This window comes from Porcibacter vitabionis, assembly GCF_046263795.1.
Lineage (GTDB): Bacteria > Bacillota > Clostridia > Lachnospirales > Lachnospiraceae > Lachnocurva.
In genome coordinates this window covers 20,969-42,250 of record NZ_JBJYZD010000015.1, presented here as the reverse complement: position 1 = coordinate 42,250, position 21,282 = coordinate 20,969, and the positions used below count along the sequence as shown (strand labels likewise).

Here is a 21,282-nt window from a genome sequence, read left to right as displayed (position 1 = left end):
CTTCCCTACTTCTTTTCCCACTTTTTCCTATGTATGGCAGCATACATTCCATCAGGAATAAGTATCATCAATAATTGCTTGTATGGTACATACCAGTATTTCTTATATATGCCCAGTTTCTTGAAGCCCCAATTTTCAATGTTAAAAAGGTTAAGCCTGTTTTGTACTGTTCTTTTTGCAAATGCATCGCGGTCATCCCGATAGCAATAAAGTATATCGTCTATATGAGCACCTTTATACCCTTTAATATAAAATTTAAACCACAAATGGTAATCTTCAACTCTTATAAGATTTTTGCCTTCTGAATATCCACCCACGGATACTAGGGCATCCCTTCGCATCATTATACAAGGATGTATAAACGGTGATCCCTTCGCAAAATCATTCTTTTTTACTTCTCCATGAAAACTCGTTCTGCCCCATACTCCATTTTCATCAAACATTTCCATGTTGCCGTCAACTAATGCATATTCTGGATGGTTATCCAAAAATTTAACCTCCTCCTTAAATCGATTAGGTAGGGATCGGTCGTCACCGTCTTGTCTAGCTATATACCTTCCCCTAGCATAATGAATGCATTTATTGAGAGTGTAATTAAGTCCTTTATTTTTTTTATTAGTTAAAAGAACTATTTTTTCTGGGTAATCATTTTGATAAGATTTTGCAACGGAATATGTTCCATCGACTGACCCATCATCACAAAGGATCAATTCCCAATCTTTAAATGTCTGTTTCAATATTGAATCTATACTATCTGATAAATACTTTTCACAGTTATAGATTCCCATGATGATAGATACCTTTGGCATGGACTATAAGCTCCTAAATTTCTTGATAAGTTTTTTGCATTATTTTATTAACGATACCAATGTCGTATTTTTGAGCTTCCATCTTGCAATTTTTAGAAAGCTTCAAAGAATATTCATCCTTCAAGTTTAGTATTCCATCAGCAAAACCATTAACATCACTTGGATCATATTTATATCCAGTAACACCATTTTTACTGTAGCTATTTATTCCACCCATATTTGATGTTAATAAAGGAAGTCCCGCTGCCATCGCCTCAATCGCAGACAAGCCAAGTCCTTCACGATAAGAAGGGAATGCAAAGCAATCTGATGCATGAAGTAATTCCGGTATGTCCGTTCTAAATCCCAATAAGTGGACTTGTTCCTGAAGATTAAGTTTTTCTATCAGATCTTGCAATTCTTCATATATTTTTCCAGTACCAGCAATAATGTATTTTATGTTAGGATCATTGATTTTTGAAATTGCTCTGATAATTACAGAATGGTTTTTATTTGCATTTAATTCGCCTATGGACATTATTAAGAAGTCAGCCACATCTATTCCAAGCTCCGTTCTTACTTTCTGCCTATCAATTGCTTCACTCAAATAATTATAATCAAGAAGCTCCAGGCCATCATCAAATGTAACATTTTGTGTTATGCCTCCCCCGATCAGATTTTTGTAATCTTCATCAACAACGGAAAGATCGAAATGTTTGATCTTATTCTGGTTATATGCTCCCTGCTGTGACCAATTATCACGGTGAGTTAACTCTGCACTTATCGCTTCCGCTACGGAAGTTACATCCTGTGGATCAAATAGCTCTCCACCCTTACCAGTATCAATCAGATCAACATTGCCACGGATATTGCCAGCTAGACATGGAGTACCTGAAGCCATAGCCTCCGTCAGACTTACGTTCAATCCTTCACGGATAGAAGGAAGAATATTAAGGTCCGCCGCTGTGAGTAACTCGCTCACATCCTTACGGAATCCAAGAAGTCGAAGGTCAACGCCCTCTTCAGCAGCCAAATCTTCTAGTTCCTGCTTCTTATCGCCTGTACCAGCAATCATATAGACGATGTGGTTATTTCCAAACTTTCCCGACTTCTTTAGCTCACCTAGCGCTTTTATAACCACACTGTGATTCTTGTTCTCATTCAGTTCGCCGACAGAAAGAAGGAATATGTCATTACTATTAACGCCTAATTCCTGTCTCTTAGCATCTCTGTCAATGCTTTCACTCACACCAGCGAATTTCTTAACATCCACACCAACACCCGGAATATAGACGGTCTTCTTAGCATTAAATTCACTCGAAGCTCTTTTATAATCTTCCTTATTGATTGTTATTAATACGTCTGTGTACTTAGATAATGCTTTCTCCACAGGATAAAACAATATCCAGTTCTTAAGAGGAGCTCCATCATAGAAATGGAATCCATGTGCTGTATAGATTACTCTCAGTCTTTCGGGGGCACTTTTGCCTTCTTTAACCCTTCTCTCAATAGCGTCGTTATAATCTTTTGCTGCAAGCCTTACTTCTGCTGCGGCAACAGGCGTATGAACATGTACGAGCGTGTACTTCTCATGAAATAGAAGTTCTTTTATCTCATTATAACTCTTGCTCACCATTCCGATGTGCTTCGGAGATCGTGCAAAATCAATCTGAAAATACTTAACTCCCAGATCGTCTAATTGCTTTCTAAACTCTTCAACTCGTTCTTCTGTCCACACGCTTCTATCATCGAAGTTACAAGCAACATGGACTGTATATCTAAGATCAAGGAGAATTTGAATATTAGCCATATTAAATTGCCCAATCATTGAAGGCACTGTGGCTATCATGAGAGCTTTCTTATGCTGTTGTCCGTTCACTTTACTCTGTTTCATATTGTTTTTGTTTCTCTAACACAACTCTTATGTGCTCAAATGTAAGGATGGAGTCCCTAATGTCTCTTAATAACCTTCGCCGGACATCCGACTGCTGTAACTTCTGATTCTAGATCCTTCACAACGCAGGCACTAGCGCCAACAATTGTCCCAGCTCCTACATCTAATCCCTGTATAATTTGACTTCCTGTACCCATCTCAACACATTCTCCCAAGTGACAGGCTCCGCTTACGTTTACGCTGGGATAAAGCGTTACAAAATCATCAATCACATCATCATGACCAATTGTGCAGTCGAGATTGATGATTACATGATTTCCAATCTTTTCATCAACTGTGATAATCGTTCCAGCGCAGATGATGGTTCCAATACCTATACTCACTGATTCTGAAATAACCACACTAGGATCTATAATTGTGGCGAAATTCACACTATCGCCCAGCTTCTCAATGATCTTCTTTCTAGTCTTTGCGCATCCAATTGCACACACGGCCCAAGCAGAATCTTGCTCTTTCAGGTAATCACATCCGCCGAGGACTTCGTAACCATTCTCAATTGTGCTCCAAAGGGCACTATTGTCATCAATAAACTCTTTGATGTTCCAAGTGGGCTTCACAGCATTTATTCTTCTAACAAGCCATGCAACTTCTCTTCCGAATCCACCTGCTCCAATGATTTAGAGATACTTTAATCCACTTTTTGGGCCTGCCTTCTTCTGGTCTACTGTACTCATAAGCAGACCTCCGAAGACTGAATGTTATGATTCGCAATTGTGATTACTGTTGCTGCATAAAGCGGTATTGCGAACCGAACAAAGGAGTCAAATCTTTCTTTGCTATAACTTTGTGTTATATCCCCCCGATTGTGGATGAGGTGTTGTTCTTTACCATCTTTCTTGCTGGTACTCCTATATAAGTTCCTGCTTCATCTATATCCTTAATAACCACAGTCCCTGCGCCAATGACGCATCCGCTGCAGATATTAACGTTATTGCTTACTACGGCTCCGATTCCAAGCCAGACACACTCACCGATCTTCACTGTCCCAGCCGTATGTGCTCCAACCGCGATATGCGTGAAGTTACCAATCACATTGTCGTGATCCACTGAGGCAACGGTATTGATAATGCAACCATCACCTATAACACTTCCAGGATTAATCACAGCATCAGCCATGACTACAGATCCATTACCAATTTTCACGCCTTCCGCTATAACAGCGCTCGGGTGGATTAGCGTTACAAGCTGTTCTTTATACCGTTCACAGAAGTGTTTCCTGATTTCGTTATTTCCGATAGCAACGAAGAGATCACCTAAAGGAACTGTGTCCGTTGTACCAATTACCGGATCCTGCCCGCAATGTGTAACAGCAGGATCATCATCTAAGAATGCTATCTTTTCATACCCATTCAACTTCGCTATATCAGCACAGACCTTACCGTGACCCGAAGCCCCAATGATAGTGATGCTCTTATGTTCTTTTAATTCCACATATATCACACATCCTTTTCATTTGCTTTAATGCTCATATCATCATCTGTAGAAACATCAACATCTTCCTGCGTACCTTTGAACAACTTCATTGTAGCTTCACCGTCTTCCGATATACCTTCTTTGTTGATGACTTCTTTTATTGTATCTGCTATTACCTTACAATCTTCTATAAATGTCACGTTGTCTACATACTCAACGTCATAGTCGAACTTTTCTTCCCATGAAAGTCCATTTCTTCCATGGGCCTGAGCGAGCCCGGTTAAGCCCGGTCTGACCTCATGCCTGCGTGACTGATGCTTGTTATAAAGTGGTAAGTACTGAACCAGGAGTGGTCTCGGTCCAACCACAGCCATGTCACCTTTTAAAATATTGATAAGTTCAGGAAGCTCATCCAATGATGTGGAACGCAGCTTCTTGCCGAATGGTGTCAGGCGCTCTTCGTCACTTTTCAACTCTCCGTTCTCATTTTTTTCATCCGTCATTGTCCTGAATTTGAAGAGTTTGAAGATCTTGCCATTCTTCCCCGGACGATCCTGAGAGAAAATAACTGGAGAACCTAGCCTCAATCTTACAGCGATACCAGTAATCAGCAGCACTGGAGATAAAACGATCAGCGCCCCTGTCGAAAGGAATGCATCCAAGGGTCGCTTAAAGAACTTCTCATACAGGCCTTTCATCTGGTGAGGTTTGAGATCCTCAAACTCAGCATCTTCCCAGTCGCGTTTCTGACTGATCTGATCAAAGATCCCGGCGATTACAGCAACCACAGAGCAGATGAGAAGTATTACTTTTATGATGTTTTTAACAACTTTTAATTCGTTATGGTTTCTATCTTTCATAAATGTATTTCTGCCACTCTGTAGTTAAAACTGTTCTCTATATACGAATCAATACTCGTTAACTATTACTGAAACGCCCTATGAATAACTTCAATAATCTTGTCTTGCTGTTCTGCAGTCATCTTATTATCTGAAGGTAAACAGAGACCACGTCTGAAGATATCCATGCCAACATCTATCGTCTCACCCTCATCGATATAAGCATTGCTCTGTCCTCTTCCACTACCATTACGATTAATAAAGTCGTGACCCAGATACACCGGCTGAGCATGCATAGGTTTCCATATAGGACGGCCCTCCGCATTTATTGCAGCAATCATGTCAAGAATTTCCTGAGGACTGCTCTTTCCAGATACACTCTTATACAAGAAGTTCTTATCGCCACGAACCGCCGGTGCCATAGCATCGGGATTTATGATTAAACAGCTCAACCAGAAGTTAGGTCTACTCTTCTTGAAATCAAAGGGGTTCATGGATACAGGTAAATCCTTAAGACCTTCCTTATACCGCTCATAAATCGCCTTTTTCTGACCGATGTGTTCCTCCAAATACGGAATCTGCCCTCTAACCACACCAGCGATCACATTAGACATGCGGTAGTTATAACCGATTTCTTCATGCTGATACCATGGAGCCGCTTCACGACTCTGTGTCGACCATTTTCTTACCTTGTCAGCATCAGCCTTAGAATCAGTGAGGAACATTCCACCAGACGACCCTGTGATGATCTTATTGCCATTAAAACTAATAGCGTTGAAGTCGCCAAAGGTACCAGTTTCGCGCCATGTAGGCTGTACTACTTTTCTCCTGCCCGTGCTTTCATCTACGTCTTGTGAATAAGTAGAAAGATAACTAGCCCCCAAAGACTCTGCAGCATCCTCAATAAGCAACGCACCATGTTCATCACAGATTTTTCTAATCTCATCAATCTTTCCCGGAGTGCCATAAAGGTGTGCCACGACAACAAGTTTTACTTCCGGGTAGATTTCGAAAGCCTTAGACAATGAGACCGGGTCCATATTCCAAGTATCATGCTCTGTGTCAATAAACACAGCTTCCCCGCCTTCATAAGCAACCGGATTCACAGTCGCATCGAAAGTCATGTCAGAACAGAAAACCTTATGTCCAACGAGCGATCCGTCGTTTGCAGCATGAAAGCCGTAAAGTTTTTCGCCTGCAAGACGTGTAGCCAAATGAAGTGCAGCGGTTCCGGCTGATAAAGCTACTGCATACTTGCATCCAACCTTAGAAGCTATCTCAGCTTCTACTCTATTAATGTTTGCACCTACTGTACTCATCCAATTTGTTTCATAGGCTTCTGTAATATATTTTAACTCGTCTCCATGCATCGTTGGGGAAGAAAGCCAAACTTTATTATCAAATGGTTTGATATCAGAAATATCCTTCATCTCGTTCTTCTTTCTTTACTATCCTCACCCTTCCTGCGCCTGATCCGCATGTTCCAGATCCGGCTTATAGGTGGTAACAACTTCCGATACTACTTTCTTCATCTCCATCGGATTCACTTCTTCTTTGGAGACTTGATCCAGTCTATGCAGTTCCTGCATAAACTTCTCATCGTCCATTTCGATCGGATGGCCGATATGGATAAGCTTGTTCGGTGTATCCCTCATTCCCTCTTCGTCCATAAGAAGTTCCTCATAGAGCTTCTCTCCTGGCCGGAGACCGGTATATTCGATCTTAATGTCCACATCCGGCTGATATCCGGACAAACGGATCAGTTTTCTTGCCATATCATCGATCCGGACAGGTTTCCCCATGTCGAGGACGAAGATCTCTCCGCCTTTTGCGTAGATAGAAGCCTCTAATACAAGAGATACCGCTTCCGGTATTGTCATGAAGTAGCGAATAATATTTTTATCCGTTACTGTAACAGGACCGCCCTTGGCAATCTGCTCTTTAAAAAGAGGAATGACGGAACCATTGGATCCAAGAACATTTCCAAATCGTACTGCCATGAAGGTTGTATTAGGATACTTCCGGTCCATCATCTGGATGATCATCTCGCACATTCGCTTGGTCGCGCCCATGAGAGATGTCGGATTGACAGCTTTATCCGTGGAGATCAAAAGGAATCTCTTCACGCCATGTTCCGCTGCCGCTTTTGCAAGTTTATAGGTACCCATGACATTGTTTTTAACAGCTTCACAAGGACTGTTCTCCATCAAAGGCACATGCTTATGTGCAGCAGCATGGTAGATCATGTCCGGATGGTAGGTTTCCAAGACACTATTGATCCGGGAAGTATTACGGACGGAGCCAATTAATGTTACTAGATTCAATTTATCGCCATACTTTCGAATCAGTTCCTGCTGAATCTCATATGCGTTATTTTCATAGATATCGAAGATGATCAGCTGCTTTGGCTTAGCTGATGCAATCTGTCGGCAGAGCTCGGAGCCGATGGATCCGCCGCCTCCGGTTACCATAACCACTTTTCCTTCGATCGTCTTCTTGATCTCGGTAAGGTTGATCCTGACTTCTTCTCTTCCGAGCAAATCTTCAATCTGCACGTCTCTGAGCTTTGATACCTGTACATCACCATTTACAATCTGGTAGATACCAGGAACGATCTTAAGCTGACAGCCGGTCTCCTGGCAGATGTTCAGAATATTGATTCGGTCTTCATTTGACGCACTCGGTATGGAAAAAATAATGATATCAATTCGATACTTCTTAACCAGTTCCGGAATATCATGGCGATTTCCCTCGATTTTGTGTCCCTCCAGATACCGTCCAAGTTTCATCGGATTGTCATCGACAATGGTTAAGATCTGGTAATTGTCACGGACACCAAAGCGAAAGTCATTGATCAATTCCTTTGCCGCCTGACCTGCTCCGACAATCATTACACGCTTCTTGTTTTCATCCGGCTGTGCAATTTTTCTCCTGGCCGATATATAACGCACCATTCGGTATCCGAAACGGATTGCAACGCAGAACAAGAGAGACATCAAATATCCCACAACAGCTACGCTTCGTGGGACCTCTACTCCAACCAGCCAGGAAACAGAATGCTCTGCCAAGAGTGCGGCTGCAAGAATCAAGTAAGCAATAATGATGTGATAGGCTTCCGAGATACTGGCATATCTCCAGATACTCCGATATAGATGACAGAAGCCATAAACAACAAGAGTTGTGGCACAGATGATTGGGAAGAGAAGTGTAAGATGCTGCAGATAATTCTGCGGTATCCTTGAGAAATAGAAGTCAAACCGAAGCCACAACGCGAAGAAATAGGAGATAAATATAGTAACAACGTCTGCAAAAAAGAGCAGCATCACTCGCAGTTTGTAGCGCGAATCTCCCTGAAAACTGTTATTATTTTCTTCTGTACTCATAATCCCACCATATTTCCTTCATAATCCTACTATTCTTATCTGTCAACGATATCACATCGTTTGTCCCTGTTTGTCTCAGTTGTTGAAGCACCAGCTAAGCTGCCCATCGGACCTGCCCACTCGTCCGTCTTTCTGATCTATCCGAACTCTCTGAGATTTCAGCTCAATCTTTCTGCTCCACCTGTATCCTCTGGTCCTTTTCGATCTGATCCAGGTACTCTTTTGCCTGATTTACACTATTCTGATCCGGGATCATAACATAAGCCTGGAAATGTGGCATAGAATAGGTCGTATTCTTCGCGCCGGAACCTTCCACATGATACTTCTGGATATCCCAGCTTTTTCCATCATTCAGCTGATCACTGACCAGGGAACTTATAGTATCGTAAGGAATGCTGGTTTCAAAGGAATCCGACAAGCTGGTCATCAGCTGATCAAAATTCTTCAGAACTGCAGCCGAGCTAAGTTTATTGATGACGCCTTCGATCACGTACATCTGGTCCTTTCCTCTCTGGACATCTCCCTGAGGAAAAGCGTGCCGTTCTCTTGCAAAAGCCAGAGCTTCGTCAGAATTCAGATAATTGTCTCCCTTAACGAAAGTATATCCGCCTGCCTGGAAGTCGTAATCCGAATGAACCCGGACACCGCCAAGGGCCTGGATAATATTGGTGAAACCGGTGAAATTCAACCGGAAGTAGTAATCGATTTTCGTATCATAGAGCATGGACAGGGTATCCATGGATACATTTACACCATAGATCCCGGCGTGAGTCAGCTTGTCTTTTACCCCATTCGATATCGACAAGGGTACATAATAGTCTCTCGGTGTCGTCAGAAGGAAGATCTGATGCGTCTTGGTATTGACGGTTGCCAGGATATTCACATCCGACCGGCTGGTCTTGGAAACCGCGCCCGGAGTATCGATGCCAGATATAAAGATGGTAAAAACGCCATCTGTTTCTTTCTGTCCCTGGTCTGCCAGCTGAACTTCTGTCTTGATATCATAAGACTTGATCTCTCGGATCTGACTTTTGAAATCCTTATATTCATCCACTTCCGAGATAGCCGGAAGAAATGCTTCGTTCATGACAATGGCATCGCTTTCCTTATGAAGGAGGCCGGTTGCCATGCTTAAGAGATCGTCGTAGCTGTTGGATGCAGAAAGCTCCGCCGCCCCCTGATCCTTATCGATTCCCTGGTCCTTGGCAATACGCAAAAAGACCTGGTTCAGTTTCTTACTGTCATCGGTTTTCGAGATCCCGAAATTGTAATTCTTCGTCTCCCCGATTGATTGGGCCTTATTATCCTTCAGAACATATACGCCGTAAACCGTAGACTCGGTCTTGGCATTGGTAATCTTCTTGGCTGTGTTTACCGTCGTCTGGAGATAATGAAAAGCAAGGCCCGATAGAATACTGATGATCAGGGCCAAAGCAATTCCGGTCCAGTAGGAGATCTTATGATGGTGGTGCTTCCTGGTCAGAACCAAGTCAAGGACCCAGATGGCTGCCAGAATAAGGACAGCCAGCCCGCTATACTTGACCGGGAAGAATTTAGACCGGATGATCGTAATCACTAAGAGAGCCGAGCTGATCAGCTCTGCAATCAGGAAACCCCAGCGAATGATTTTATGTCTTGTACGCATTGATTCTCTACTTGCTTTCTATTCTTACTATCTGTATCTCTGCAGTTGCAAACGACTTGCAAAAGCTACCGGACAACCGGAGCCCTTCAAACTACTGAAACCACTCAAACTGCAACTGCATTACTGCACTACCAGATTGAAGCTGACCGGCGCGGATGTATTCCCGTCACTGTCTGTAACAGTAATCTGTATAGGATAGCTTCCAGGCTGCTTCGTATTGTAGTCTCCGGAGACATTGACTCTCCGGAAAAGTGCATTCTGGTCATCCTTGTCATCCGTAATACTCGTGACCACACCAACCGGATTAAAACGGCTTCCTGCTTTGATCTCTACCTGAGAAGAGGAAAGAGTCACTACAGGGGCTGCCGGGTTCGAACCCTCTGATTGAACCGAACCCGCTGCCGGCTGGTCTGCATTTGCTGATGCATTCGTATCTTGATCTGAATTTGCAGCATTGGCATCGGAGCCGATGCCAGAATTCTTGTCGGAGTCCTTGTCCGAGTTCTTCTCTGAATCCTTGCCGGTTTCCCCGTCGGACGAGTTTTCCGTCTTGGCTTTGCTATCGCCATTGGCTGAATCCGGGGAAGAAGCTTCCTGTTCGGTTGCCTGATAGGTCACGGTTCTTGCTGCTGTGGTCGCATTATGTGCTTTATCTGACACGCCATAGAGGACAACTGCTTTGGTCTGGTCATTGTTCGGGGTGATGCTGACAATGAAAACCTTGTCTGTAACATCACCATCACGGTTATCTTCGGCACGAAGCTTGGTCAGAAGATCGTTAGCATCTTCGCCTTCTTTATAGGCAATGTCGGCATCGCTGAAGTGGATGACCGGCGGTTTTCGGTCTGTTCTAAGATACAGGAAAGCAGAGAGCAGAAGAAGTAAGACGCAGGCAAGTCCGAAAAATACCCGTATATTGAATTTTGTCATGCCTTGTCCTCCTTTTCCCTGTCAAGCTTTATCTTCCAACTCCGCCTTGTCACCGTAGTATTTGCCATAGTATTTGCCATAGTATTTCCCATAATACTTGCCATAGTACTTATTCCCGCTGGCTACAGGAACTTTATTCAATACGACGCCAAGGATATGGGAGCCTGCCATTTCCAGCTGATTCTGAACGTCCTGAAGGAAGCGATAACTGACTTCTCCGGATGCACAGACAATAATCGAGGCATCTGTTGCCCGGGAAATGACGACCGCGTCGATCACGGATCCTACCGGCGGCGCATCGACGATCACGTAATCATAATGGTCGCGCAAGGTCTGGATCAGGTAAGAAAAACGTTTGGATCCTAAAAGCTCCGACGGGTTAGGTGGAACCTGCCCGGAAAGGATCATATCGAGACGGTTTATATTGGTATTAAAAATGCATTCGGTTAGTTCTGCTTTCCCGGTCAGATAATGCGTCATGCCCTTATAACTTCCTTTGACATGATATCGGCCGGCTAAAACTGATTTTCGAAGATCTGCATCAACAAAGCATACATTCTTTCCAGCCTCAGTAAGAGAAACCGCCAAGTTCATCGTGGTTGTAGACTTGCCCTCGTTTGGCATGCACGACGTCACGACAAAAGCCTTTTTATCCTCACCGGCAAATTCGATATTGGTCCGGAGTGCCTTATAGGCCTCGTTCATATGATAATCATTGATATTATTTAGGGAGCGAATCGTGATCTCTGCCATGGCTTACCTTCTTTCCTTAGAGTTTGACTTGCCTGTCACCCGTTTCCTTCCGGAACGGTGACCAGCCCTTTCTCCCTCTGACAGGGGAATGGTTCCAAGAACAGTAAGTCCTGTGTATTTCTCGACATCGTCCGCGGTCTTGACCGTATCATCAAGGAGATAGCGGACAACGAGAATCGCAATCGTAAGAAGCAGTCCGATCAGTGCGCCGACAAGGACATTCAGCTTGACATTCGGAGAAGACGGACTTGTTGGAAGTGACGCCGTCTCAACCGTATTCACCGCATCGATATTCATGACCTGTGTGATTCGGGCGGAAACGGATTTCCGGAGTGCATTGGCAAGCTTTCTTGCCATAGTCGGATCCGGGTCGCTGACACTAATCTGGAGGATTCGGGTGTTGGTCTGGTTCTCAACCTTGACGTGTGATTTCAATTGGGAAACCGTGAGGTCTGCACCAGACTGGGAAATGGCCTCTTCCAGGACCGGCCGGGTCGTTACCAGCTGGATATAATCTGCCGTCAACTGGGTGGCTGTCTGCAGGTCGCTGGATGTGAGTGTATTCTGATCCTGACGGGACAGGATCAGGATCGATGTCTCCGAAGTGTACATAGGTGTCACAAAGAGGCTTGTGAAAATAAAGGTGATCAGGGCACAAAAAATAGTCACCAGAAGGACAATAACCTTCTGCGACCAGATAAGTCCGAAAACTTCAGCAAGGTCTATGGTGACTTCTTCATTGTTATTCTCTGATGCCTTGGACCGGCGTAGTTCTTTCGAGTCCACTGGATAAACCTCTCATTCTAATCCTAATCGACAACAAGTCAATACCCCCTCCCCGAAAAAATCAGGAGAGGGGTAAAAATACTCACTTGTTACAAATACTTTTATATCATAAATAGTTGCTCTGTATAGTTCAATATGCAAATTGAACAAAGAATGCAGATTGAACAAAGATCAATTCACGAAAACTTGAAATCGTGGGTAAGAAATTATGCACCTATGATCCTGTCCTTGCCTCGCAAATCCCTGATGACTGCATCAATCGGATCAATGCTTCTGTATTCTTAACAGCACCGGTCGCATTTAAGTGTTCTCCACGATCGACAAAATCGGTATGCGGATCGATGGTAAGACCACTGTTCGGCATATTCAGATCGATAAAGGGGAGGTTGAATCTGCTTGCATATGTAGACAGCGCATTATGCCGTCCCATGGAATAAAGCCCGGGGCAAACACTGCTGAAGAGACAGAGTGTGATATTTCTTTTCTTACACTCCGCCGTGATTTTGTTCATGATATGCCTGTTAAATTTTGAAAATTCGAGGAACTCTCTCGTAGGTCGCATGTAATTCATATCAGGCACATCCGGAGAAACTGCATTCATCGGTGTAAAACCCTTAAAATCCGAAGACACAGGCTCCGGTTTTCGGGTCAGGTTTTTCCATGTGTCGTGATAAAAGAAAACAGGGAATGCACGGCCTGCCAGGTCAGGAATAAGGGTCTTCGCCCCGTCCAGATTGCCTCCGTAATAAAGCACATCCGTTTCAAACATTATGATCCGTGGGTTCTGGCACTCTAATAGTTCCTGAAAAGCATGATATGCCTCAAGAATCGTCATTCCGGGACTTGAGAGGAGGATAGAATTCTTGCCTGTCCCCTGATCCATGAGCTTGGTGTCAACGCCTGTCATAACAAGGGAATCGCCAATAAAAGCCAGGTCTATGCTATGATCTGGCACTCCCTGCAATGTAGTTAAAGGGCGGATGTGATTCCCGATCGCAGCGTCGACTCCACCTGTGAAGGAAGGTATTTTCACTGATACCAGAGACAAGAGATGAAGAAGGATGAGAAGTATAGCAAGAAAGAGGGCACATGAGATCCCTTTGTTTTTCGTTGCTCTTTCAAAAGATTTTTTCAATTTCTCTAAGGACATAAAAGGATTCCTCTTTCTATGCTACTCAAAATGGATTTCTTCCTGACTGGATACAAAAAACGACGTTGGTGCTTGACACCGGATATTATCAAAGCCTTAAGTTACCATCATTACTGTGAGCTTCAACTTTCGCTACAGTAGCACCACCAATGTATACAGCAGCCTTTCCTTGGGCAATATGGGATGCTGCACCAACTGCAGCCTTCCTATTTCCCTCTATCCTCAAAGAAGTAGTGCCTTCCAATATAGAAGCTTCTGCAGAAACTCTCACATATTCATTATTATTTACCACAACTGAAGCATTTTCTCTACATTTAAACAAATCAGCATTACCATCAATTGCCAGCTCAAAGTCTGATCGATAGGTCCTTCTCTTATAGCCACCGGAAACCTTAAAATTCAATAAATTTGCTCCTATTACATTTTTTAATTTAATCTTTCCGACAACAATAGATGATTTTCTCTCGAATCCCAACAAGCAGAAATAGAGCCGCATATGATGAGAATATATCATATTACTATTTTTCCCAATCGAAATGGTTTCCTCTCTATAAGCCGCATTCTTGTATACACTGGTCTCAGTTTGACTTATTATTCCGCTATTTGAGTGCTGCAATTTCCCCTTGTTTTTCCAAATCTTTACAATAGTAATTATTCCTTTATCATCAGTAACTCTAGGATTACGCAATGCATCAGCTAATCTAACTAGAGTTTCTTTCTTTTGTTCAACATTCTTTTTGGCCGATTCTAATGACAAGATATAATCTTCATTTTCCTTATAACTTAGTCTGGAAATGGTTTTAGCATATTTCAAATTGTTATCCTTGATTATAACTTCTCTATAACCTCTTGCCTTTTCAAGTTCAAGATCAATTTCTTTTTGTTTTATATCCAATGAAGGCAAAACATCATATTCTATTTTTTCCCACAGTCTATACTCTATTATAATCGATGTATTATCTCCTTTACGCTCAAAATCAACCTTCTTGGCGTTGTCAACTATTGAACAAATATCTGATTCCTCTAAGCATTTTGATTCATTATGATAAGCTATATCTATTATTTGTGCAATTCTCCAATTTACCATATCTATTTGGTTAATAGAAATATCTAGCTGACTTACCACTGTTTTGAGGATCGTTATAATATCGCAAAGTTTTTGATATGCAACTGGGTTTTCTTCTTTACTCCCATCATAATTCCGCTTTGTAATTTCAATAAGCACTTTGTATTCCACCTTAAAAGCTTTGTCTTTTACCTTCTTCAAAGAAACAATGAGTGCACTATTGCTGTCAGAGATTTCTTCTAGTTCTCCAGCTTTTGTCCTATCTATCAGTTTTGTTGATAAATAAATATTGTAATCAACCAAAATCTCAGGGATTTGCTTAGCAACCATTTGAATTGTTAGAGCCAAAAGCATTACATCATCGACTGTCATGTCAAAACTCTCCTATTCTTTTGCATGTTCCTTATGTGTTAAAAATTATCCGGGTGTTTATAATCAATCATTACTCTCTTTACACCCAACAATTTGTTAAAAATACTTTGAATCGTATTTTTCAAACTCATCTGAAGAATCCGGAGCCCGTTGAGCACCCTGTCCGGTGCAACTGAGCCACCATTCCGTTATTAACTGAGTCACCCTTCCGGCGATAACTGAGCCACTTTTGTTTGAGACTCCTACAATGATGACAAACGCAATAGTGCGTTGAGATTCATTCAAAGGAGGTCACAGAAGAGACAAACTACAGAGAAATCCTCCGGCTGAAAAGCCAGTCGATCCAACCAAAGACATCTCTATGAGGGAAGTCTATGGTCTACACAAGTAATCGCGACGGAGGTGGCTCAGTTCCTTCCGGACACCTGGCTCACCCGCCACCAGAAGGGCGGCTCCGCCGCACCGGAATATTCATCATCTTTCTAAGCAGTTTTTTAACAACAAACTTATCCATCATTACAGTTCCTCCTTTTATCTCCTACCTAATTGAGCATTTCAGAATGATACAAGGTAAGACATCAGGATCTTCTCTTTCTTCCTTTCTTCTATGGATAAAATGAAGAAGAAAAAATCTATTTTGACGAGGAAAAATTGTTTCTCTGCAGATACAAGATTGATATTCCATGAATATTTTCTATTGCTTACCATGTGAACTTCCAGAGACTAAAAAGGAGCTTGTTATCTGGGGCTTTAGTTGTAAAATCTCTGGAAGTTCACATCCAGAGGTCAAGAGGAAAATATACGAGCGGACGATCAAAGGCGTGGTCTATATCAACTACGAGTACGACCGGGTCTATAAGCCTGACAAAAAGTACAACATCCCCAAACGGACTACGATTGGTAAGAAGTGCGAAGATGTTGATCGCCTTTGTTGCGCTGATCATCCGGAAGCGGATGTATACGAAGCTGAAGGATGCGGAAGAAGAAATGGCGGAACGGCCGAATTACCTGAATGTACCGGCATCTGTACGAGAACTGGAAAAGATAGAGATGATCCGTCAGGCGGATGGTGTGTACCGGTTAGAACATGCGGTCACTGCTACGCAGAAAACAATACTGAAAGCGTTTGAAATCGATGCGAATTACATAAAAAGAAAAGCAGGAGAAATCAGCGACCAGCTGAATCCGATGGTGCTTAAGGTCAGGATATAGGAGGAAAAAAGTTATGGCACGCGGAAAGCGGAAAGTATCAACAGAAGCAATGGATGCAAAGATCGAGCAGCAGAAATCTGCACTGGAAAATGCAAAGGCGAAATATGAAGCCGAAAAGGATGAACTGGCTCACCTGATCAAACTTCGGAACGAGATACCGAAGGAAGAACTGATGGATGCTGTCATTAAGAGCGACCATTCTTATGCGGAGATCATGGCGTTCATCAAAGGATCAGAAGAGGTGGAACAGGCAGAGAGCCAGTAACGCCTGGATCAATGGCGCTACTGGCTGATGTTCTATTGAGTGTCAAAAATGTTGGAAGTTAAGATTACATAAAAACATTAGCACTCTGATGACATAACCGAACCAACAGTAAAATTTAACATTATTTTCCTCATTTTTTCTCCGTCCAAAAGCTCTTCAACTCCTTCAACAGGCTTGCCACAATCAGTATCATGACGATTCCTATTGGGAATGCAGCTATGATGCTGACACTCTGTATATTGGACATGGAGCTGTCACTAAACAGTAATGCTATCGGAAGAATGATTAACAAAATGCACCACATGAATTCAATCTTCTTTGAGGGCTGCTGTCCCTCTTCCAAGTGTTTATAGCTATAGCAGGAACCAATCAGAGCAATAGAGTCAAAACTTGTCGCATAGAAAGCGATCATTGTGCAGATCAGCCAGATCAATACTACCGGTACCAGCGGCATCGTCTTTATCATGGCAATGATCAGATCATAAGTATTCGCACCAGACTGGTACTGTGCGATGAAGTCTGCAACCCCGGCCATCTGCTTTCCCATGGAATAATTGCCAAGAATGATGAAGCTGACGCAGGTACTTCCGACACCGAAAACATAGCCGCCCAATATTGTCTGTCGGATCGTACGGCCTTTTGAGATCTGTCCGATGAAAAACGGTGCTGCGATGCTCCATACCATCCAGTATGCCCAGTAATAGATTGTCCAGTTCTGTGGGAAACTGGATGTGCGGAGAGGATCTGTGAATGTTGACAAGTCCACAAAATGATTGATCATTCGGCCGAAAGACTCCAACCCTGTTTCAAGGATATATTTGCTTTCTCCTCCAAATACCAATACATAAATCAGGAATCCGAAGAACAAATACATACAAGCATTTGCAAGATGGCTGATTCCTTTGATTCCATGCAAAAGGCTGTAGGTATAGATCACGCAGGTGATGATCAGAATGATGATGGTTACCATCGTCCGATTGACTGTAATCCCAAAAAGCGCCTCGATTGCAGCCGCCATAAGAGGCGTCGCCACAGAGAACGTTGTTGCAGTTCCAGCAAGAAGAGCGAATACAGCAAGCAGGTCGATGATTCTCCCTGCCCATCCGTCTGTGTGCTTTCCAAGGATCGGTCGGCATGCTTCGGAAAACTTCTGACGGTTTCTTTTCCGTACATGAAGCATGAAACCGAAAGCTACTGCAAGGACTAAATAAAAGGCCCATGGAATAAAGCTCCAATGAAAGAGAGGAAAGACGCCCGCCCATTCCTGAACCGATCCCAGTTCCTTGATATGCGGATCAGAAGCATACATGACCCACTCTGCAAAGGAGTAGAACAGGATATCTGCAGCCAGACCGCATGTAAACATCATTGATCCCCAGACCCAGAAGGAGTACTTCGGTTTCTCATCCTGTCCGCCCAGCACGATCGTTCCGTACTTTGAACCGGCAAGGTAAATGGAGACAAATAGAATTCCCAACCCGATGATCAGATAATACACACCAAAGGTGTCTCCGAACACATACCGGATCTGTCCGACCACCTGATTAGACTGTTCCGGAAATACAAAAAACAATGTTGCCAGCGACAGGATAAGGATCAGCGGAACCAGCGTGATCACCCAATCGATTTGTCCTGATGGCGTTCCTTTTTTTCTTTTCATGACGTTTTGTCCTTTCTTATTTTTGTTCGCATTCTTTAGTTATCGCTCATTCGTGAACAGTAAGGGTATAGTAGGTCCAATAGACTAACAGAATCTAAGGGATGAAACCTAATCTCTCAGCCCTCCGTCATACAAATACGAATAGTGATTGCCGTTTGCATCGAATGTAAAACCAATTGCTTCTGTTGATTTCGCATCTTTCAAACAATGGATGTGAACAATATCTCCTTCTGTAACTTTGAGTTTCGATGCCAGTGACTTCAAAATCTGTGAATGCGTATCATGAAGATAGCTTTTATCAAATGAGCGAAGCTCATCCAGTGTGTCGAATTCAAAGATGTAATCATCCGGATACTTTCGGATTTTCATTCGTAGCTGATCGAGATGCTCAATATAAATGTCTTCCCAAAGCTTGTCCGTCGTTTCCGGATCATCATAGACTTCATCCAGGATTGCCCGAAAAGCAGAGGAAAACTTCTCATCCCAAAAGGTATGACCTAACATATACCAGGCATTCTTACCACCGATCGTGACCTTTTGTATCCACCCATCGGAATCTGTTTCCATGCACCATTCTTTTGTCGGTCCATCACTGTAAACCGCTGCATAATATGCGCTGTCTACTTCCCTCTCAAAGGGATTCTGATGAAAATAATTATCCGCTGAACAGATGTAAGTGTTGGAAAGCAGATCCTCAGCCACCTTGATACTGGCATTATTATTCCGGGTCTTATAGTACGGATTATGGACTAATTGAATTCCAAACTTTTCTTTCAGGTATTGGAACTCCTCGGCCTTATACCCTGTCACAACGGTGATGTCGTTGATACCACTTTCCTTCAGCTGCCTGATTTGACGTTCGATCAAAACCTCTCCCTTCACCGTGATCAGCCCCTTGGGCCTTTCATAAGAAAGCGGTGCAAATCTTGAACTTGTTCCCGCAGCCATAATGACTGCATTGTCAACGTGATACATCCCTTTACCCTCGTTCTCCATTGTACGTTTACATGCGTTCCACAGCATACCGATAATAATCCTTTGCATATCGATACTGACGAAGACTGTACTCACCGAATTCCACACCCAGATGTGCTTTATATTCACACCAGTTTGACCAGAGCAATCCGCAGGTCGCAATATAACAGTATATTTTGGTTCGCACCTCTTTCGAACATTTTTCCTGGAAATACAGGTCGATCAGATGGTCTACCTGTTTTTTATCATAGAGGCTGTAGATGCAGAACATGGCGATATCCACATGCGGATCCTGCATACCGGCATACTCCCAGTCAGTAAGCTGCAACTGTTCTGCTCCCGATGCGTCTTTATAGAATAGGAAGTTGTCCGGAACGGCATCGATATGTGTAAGACTATATTCTCCCTTATGCTGATCAATGTATGCTCTTAGTTTCAGGACGTTCTTCTTGGTTTCCGCATAATCCTGATACATCGATCCGGAACCATTCCACAAGGACTCGTAAAATTCCATCTTTTCAAACAGGTCAAAGGAATGGTTTACCTTTAACTTTTCATCATGAAATCTTCGCAGAAGCTCCATGCATCTGTTTAAATCATCATCGTTACATGGATCGCACTCTCTGACACCGTTTAAAAATTTCGTAATCTTATATCCATTCTCTGGATTGATATACACAGGATCGTCGCAGAAATGGAACCCTCCGATGGTCTGATAAACATCTGCTTCTTCTCTTCGATTGATCAGCTGATCCGTTCCTTCTCCCGGGATCCGCATGATATATTTCTCACCCTTACATCGGAACAGGAAAGAGCGGTTCGTCATTCCTTTTTTTAGAATTGTAATGTCTGTAATATCAGCCGGTTTTGCAGCAAAAACATTCTCAATTGTATGGATGGCTTCGGAATTCAGTTGGTTCGACTGATCATCCAGATCACGAAGCTGCTCGTAGGTATTGATCTCAGTAACATCGGAAGCATGAACCACTTTCGCCGTTACGGTCATTCGATCCTTCTCATAAAGTGTGGATTCCCAGAAATCATTGTCATGCATCTTATCATGGCAGTACATAGAAAGCTTTTCTTTGACTTTGCCGCATTCCGATCCTGTCAGATAGGAAATGCCTACCATAGCATTCCCGGCATTATTGGTAAGAACGAGTTCATTTTTCCGATTTACCCGGACATCGGATTCATCATCGATCAGATCGCTGACCATGTACCAGGAATAGAGTTCATGTCTGTGAAAAGGATTTCGGTCACACCAGACATCACAGGGAACGATATAGGTATTATGAAGATGATTCATCGCCTTATAAAGCGAATGAATGTTGTTCTTTGTGGCATACTCGGAATTGACGATCAGCTCCACGTTATATTTGTCCATGAGGTACTCAAACTTTTCTTTCATGAACCCCACGACAATATAGATCTCCCGGATACCCGCTGCATGAAGCTGGCTGATCTGCCGTTCAATTAGTTTTTCTCCATTGACTTCAAGGAAGGCCTTCGGTGTCTCATGGTTGATCGGCACCATTCGCATACCAAATCCTGCAGCGAGGATAATGGCATTCTTTGGTTGTCTCTCCTCAAGTAACTTCTCCGTCTTGGCTGTAGCCTTCATTTCGTCTACATATCCATTCTTTTCCAATGAATTCAGTGCTTTATTCACTACGCCGAGTGCATGGCCTGTATATGCTGCCAGCTCTCTCTGATTCTCAAAAGATCGCTGTGTAATTGCCAAAAGTACATCTGACTCTTGTTTGTTCATGGTGCTCTCCTTAAGCGTTGTTCGTGGTCTTTATTTAGTATATGTTTCGTGAACATCAGTGTCAAGAAAAAAACTTTTGGGAGGGCTCTTGTAAGCTCGCAAAGTTATTTCAATCTAAACTTCCTATCTATTTTTTGACACTCAATAGAACAGCAGCCAGTAACGCTCGTGATCCATGCGTTACTGGCTCTCTTCCTATTCCATATATTCTGATTCTTTGATGAACGCCATGATCTCCACATAAGTATGGTCGCTCTTAATGATAGCATCCATCCGACGTTGGTGCCTGTCAACAACGTGTATTGTCACTGAGTTCAGCC

General features: G+C 43.0%; 17 protein-coding genes and 1 pseudogene. 2 read left to right on the top strand and 16 right to left on the bottom strand.

The window, feature by feature from the left end:
• Positions 1-5: 5 nt before the first annotated feature.
• From ACKX2L_RS10420 to ACKX2L_RS10360, 13 genes are all read right to left on the bottom strand, one after another.
• A complete protein-coding gene (locus ACKX2L_RS10420; RefSeq protein WP_497553225.1) occupies positions 6-809 on the bottom strand; it encodes a glycosyltransferase in 804 nt (267 codons plus the stop codon).
• Between the two features lie 13 nt (positions 810-822).
• Complete coding sequence (locus tag ACKX2L_RS10415) at positions 823-2,682, bottom strand: glycosyltransferase (RefSeq protein WP_497553224.1); 1,860 nt, start codon at positions 2,680-2,682, stop codon at positions 823-825.
• A 56-nt stretch (positions 2,683-2,738) separates the two neighbouring features.
• Entirely contained in the window at positions 2,739-3,356 is a 618-nt protein-coding gene (locus ACKX2L_RS10410) for an acetyltransferase (RefSeq protein ID WP_497553233.1), read from the bottom strand.
• A gap of 175 nt (positions 3,357-3,531) precedes the next feature.
• A complete protein-coding gene (locus ACKX2L_RS10405; protein ID WP_497553223.1) occupies positions 3,532-4,173 on the bottom strand; it encodes an acetyltransferase in 642 nt (213 codons plus the stop codon).
• Positions 4,174-4,178: 5 nt separating this feature from the next.
• On the bottom strand, positions 4,179-4,853 hold the full coding sequence (locus tag ACKX2L_RS10400) for a sugar transferase (RefSeq protein ID WP_497553232.1): 675 nt from the start codon (positions 4,851-4,853) through the stop codon (positions 4,179-4,181).
• A 227-nt stretch (positions 4,854-5,080) separates the two neighbouring features.
• Positions 5,081-6,424 (bottom strand): DegT/DnrJ/EryC1/StrS family aminotransferase, encoded by a 1,344-nt coding sequence (locus ACKX2L_RS10395; RefSeq protein WP_497553222.1) that lies wholly within the window; start codon positions 6,422-6,424, stop codon positions 5,081-5,083.
• A 24-nt stretch (positions 6,425-6,448) separates the two neighbouring features.
• The gene (locus tag ACKX2L_RS10390; RefSeq protein ID WP_497553221.1) at positions 6,449-8,377 is read right to left on the bottom strand and encodes a polysaccharide biosynthesis protein; all 1,929 of its coding nucleotides are present in this window, start codon (positions 8,375-8,377) and stop codon (positions 6,449-6,451) included.
• Positions 8,378-8,540: 163 nt separating this feature from the next.
• Positions 8,541-10,022, bottom strand: a complete 1,482-nt coding sequence (locus tag ACKX2L_RS10385; RefSeq protein ID WP_497553220.1) for an LCP family protein — start codon at positions 10,020-10,022, stop codon at positions 8,541-8,543.
• Positions 10,023-10,142: 120 nt separating this feature from the next.
• On the bottom strand, positions 10,143-10,952 hold the full coding sequence (locus ACKX2L_RS10380) for an immunoglobulin-like domain-containing protein (protein WP_497553219.1): 810 nt from the start codon (positions 10,950-10,952) through the stop codon (positions 10,143-10,145).
• 21 nt (positions 10,953-10,973) lie between these two features.
• Positions 10,974-11,705, bottom strand: a complete 732-nt coding sequence (locus tag ACKX2L_RS10375) for a CpsD/CapB family tyrosine-protein kinase (protein WP_497553218.1) — start codon at positions 11,703-11,705, stop codon at positions 10,974-10,976.
• Between the two features lie 3 nt (positions 11,706-11,708).
• Complete coding sequence (locus tag ACKX2L_RS10370) at positions 11,709-12,491, bottom strand: YveK family protein (protein WP_497553217.1); 783 nt, start codon at positions 12,489-12,491, stop codon at positions 11,709-11,711.
• A gap of 214 nt (positions 12,492-12,705) precedes the next feature.
• On the bottom strand, positions 12,706-13,641 hold the full coding sequence (locus ACKX2L_RS10365; RefSeq protein WP_497553216.1) for a hypothetical protein: 936 nt from the start codon (positions 13,639-13,641) through the stop codon (positions 12,706-12,708).
• An 88-nt stretch (positions 13,642-13,729) separates the two neighbouring features.
• Entirely contained in the window at positions 13,730-15,079 is a 1,350-nt protein-coding gene (locus ACKX2L_RS10360) for a hypothetical protein (protein ID WP_497553215.1), read from the bottom strand.
• Between the two features lie 909 nt (positions 15,080-15,988).
• Here ACKX2L_RS10360 and ACKX2L_RS10355 point away from each other — a divergent pair.
• Both ACKX2L_RS10355 and ACKX2L_RS10350 read left to right on the top strand, forming a co-directional pair.
• Positions 15,989-16,291 (top strand): annotated as a pseudogene (locus ACKX2L_RS10355) (IS1634 family transposase); the annotation flags it as partial.
• A gap of 13 nt (positions 16,292-16,304) precedes the next feature.
• A complete protein-coding gene (locus ACKX2L_RS10350; RefSeq protein WP_497553214.1) occupies positions 16,305-16,556 on the top strand; it encodes a hypothetical protein in 252 nt (83 codons plus the stop codon).
• 130 nt (positions 16,557-16,686) lie between these two features.
• Here the strand turns inward: ACKX2L_RS10350 and ACKX2L_RS10345 are convergent, their stop codons facing one another.
• The 3 genes from ACKX2L_RS10345 to ACKX2L_RS10335 all read right to left on the bottom strand — a co-directional run bounded on the left by ACKX2L_RS10345 (position 16,687) and on the right by ACKX2L_RS10335 (position 20,962).
• A complete protein-coding gene (locus ACKX2L_RS10345; RefSeq protein ID WP_497553213.1) occupies positions 16,687-18,216 on the bottom strand; it encodes a BCCT family transporter in 1,530 nt (509 codons plus the stop codon).
• Positions 18,217-18,324: 108 nt separating this feature from the next.
• Complete coding sequence (locus tag ACKX2L_RS10340) at positions 18,325-19,191, bottom strand: NTP transferase domain-containing protein (RefSeq protein ID WP_497553212.1); 867 nt, start codon at positions 19,189-19,191, stop codon at positions 18,325-18,327.
• Between the two features lie 28 nt (positions 19,192-19,219).
• Positions 19,220-20,962 (bottom strand): NTP transferase domain-containing protein, encoded by a 1,743-nt coding sequence (locus tag ACKX2L_RS10335; RefSeq protein WP_497553211.1) that lies wholly within the window; start codon positions 20,960-20,962, stop codon positions 19,220-19,222.
• Positions 20,963-21,282 lie beyond the last annotated feature (320 nt).

What these genes read in the sequence shown, in the direction of transcription:
- ACKX2L_RS10420 (WP_497553225.1), bottom strand. Translation starts at nt 809, where the DNA reads ATGCCAAAGGTATCTATCATCATGGGAATCTATAACTGTGAAAAGTAT.
- ACKX2L_RS10415 (WP_497553224.1), bottom strand. Translation starts at nt 2,682, where the DNA reads ATGAAACAGAGTAAAGTGAACGGACAACAGCATAAGAAAGCTCTCATG.
- ACKX2L_RS10400 (WP_497553232.1), bottom strand. Translation starts at nt 4,853, where the DNA reads ATGAAAGGCCTGTATGAGAAGTTCTTTAAGCGACCCTTGGATGCATTC.
- ACKX2L_RS10395 (WP_497553222.1), bottom strand. Translation starts at nt 6,424, where the DNA reads ATGAAGGATATTTCTGATATCAAACCATTTGATAATAAAGTTTGGCTT.
- ACKX2L_RS10390 (WP_497553221.1), bottom strand. Translation starts at nt 8,377, where the DNA reads ATGAGTACAGAAGAAAATAATAACAGTTTTCAGGGAGATTCGCGCTAC.
- ACKX2L_RS10385 (WP_497553220.1), bottom strand. Translation starts at nt 10,022, where the DNA reads ATGCGTACAAGACATAAAATCATTCGCTGGGGTTTCCTGATTGCAGAG.
- ACKX2L_RS10380 (WP_497553219.1), bottom strand. Translation starts at nt 10,952, where the DNA reads ATGACAAAATTCAATATACGGGTATTTTTCGGACTTGCCTGCGTCTTA.
- ACKX2L_RS10375 (WP_497553218.1), bottom strand. Translation starts at nt 11,705, where the DNA reads ATGGCAGAGATCACGATTCGCTCCCTAAATAATATCAATGATTATCAT.
- ACKX2L_RS10365 (WP_497553216.1), bottom strand. Translation starts at nt 13,641, where the DNA reads ATGTCCTTAGAGAAATTGAAAAAATCTTTTGAAAGAGCAACGAAAAAC.
- ACKX2L_RS10360 (WP_497553215.1), bottom strand. Translation starts at nt 15,079, where the DNA reads ATGACAGTCGATGATGTAATGCTTTTGGCTCTAACAATTCAAATGGTT.
- ACKX2L_RS10350 (WP_497553214.1), top strand. Translation starts at nt 16,305, where the DNA reads ATGGCACGCGGAAAGCGGAAAGTATCAACAGAAGCAATGGATGCAAAG.
- ACKX2L_RS10345 (WP_497553213.1), bottom strand. Translation starts at nt 18,216, where the DNA reads ATGAAAAGAAAAAAAGGAACGCCATCAGGACAAATCGATTGGGTGATC.
- ACKX2L_RS10340 (WP_497553212.1), bottom strand. Translation starts at nt 19,191, where the DNA reads ATGTATCACGTTGACAATGCAGTCATTATGGCTGCGGGAACAAGTTCA.
- ACKX2L_RS10335 (WP_497553211.1), bottom strand. Translation starts at nt 20,962, where the DNA reads ATGAACAAACAAGAGTCAGATGTACTTTTGGCAATTACACAGCGATCT.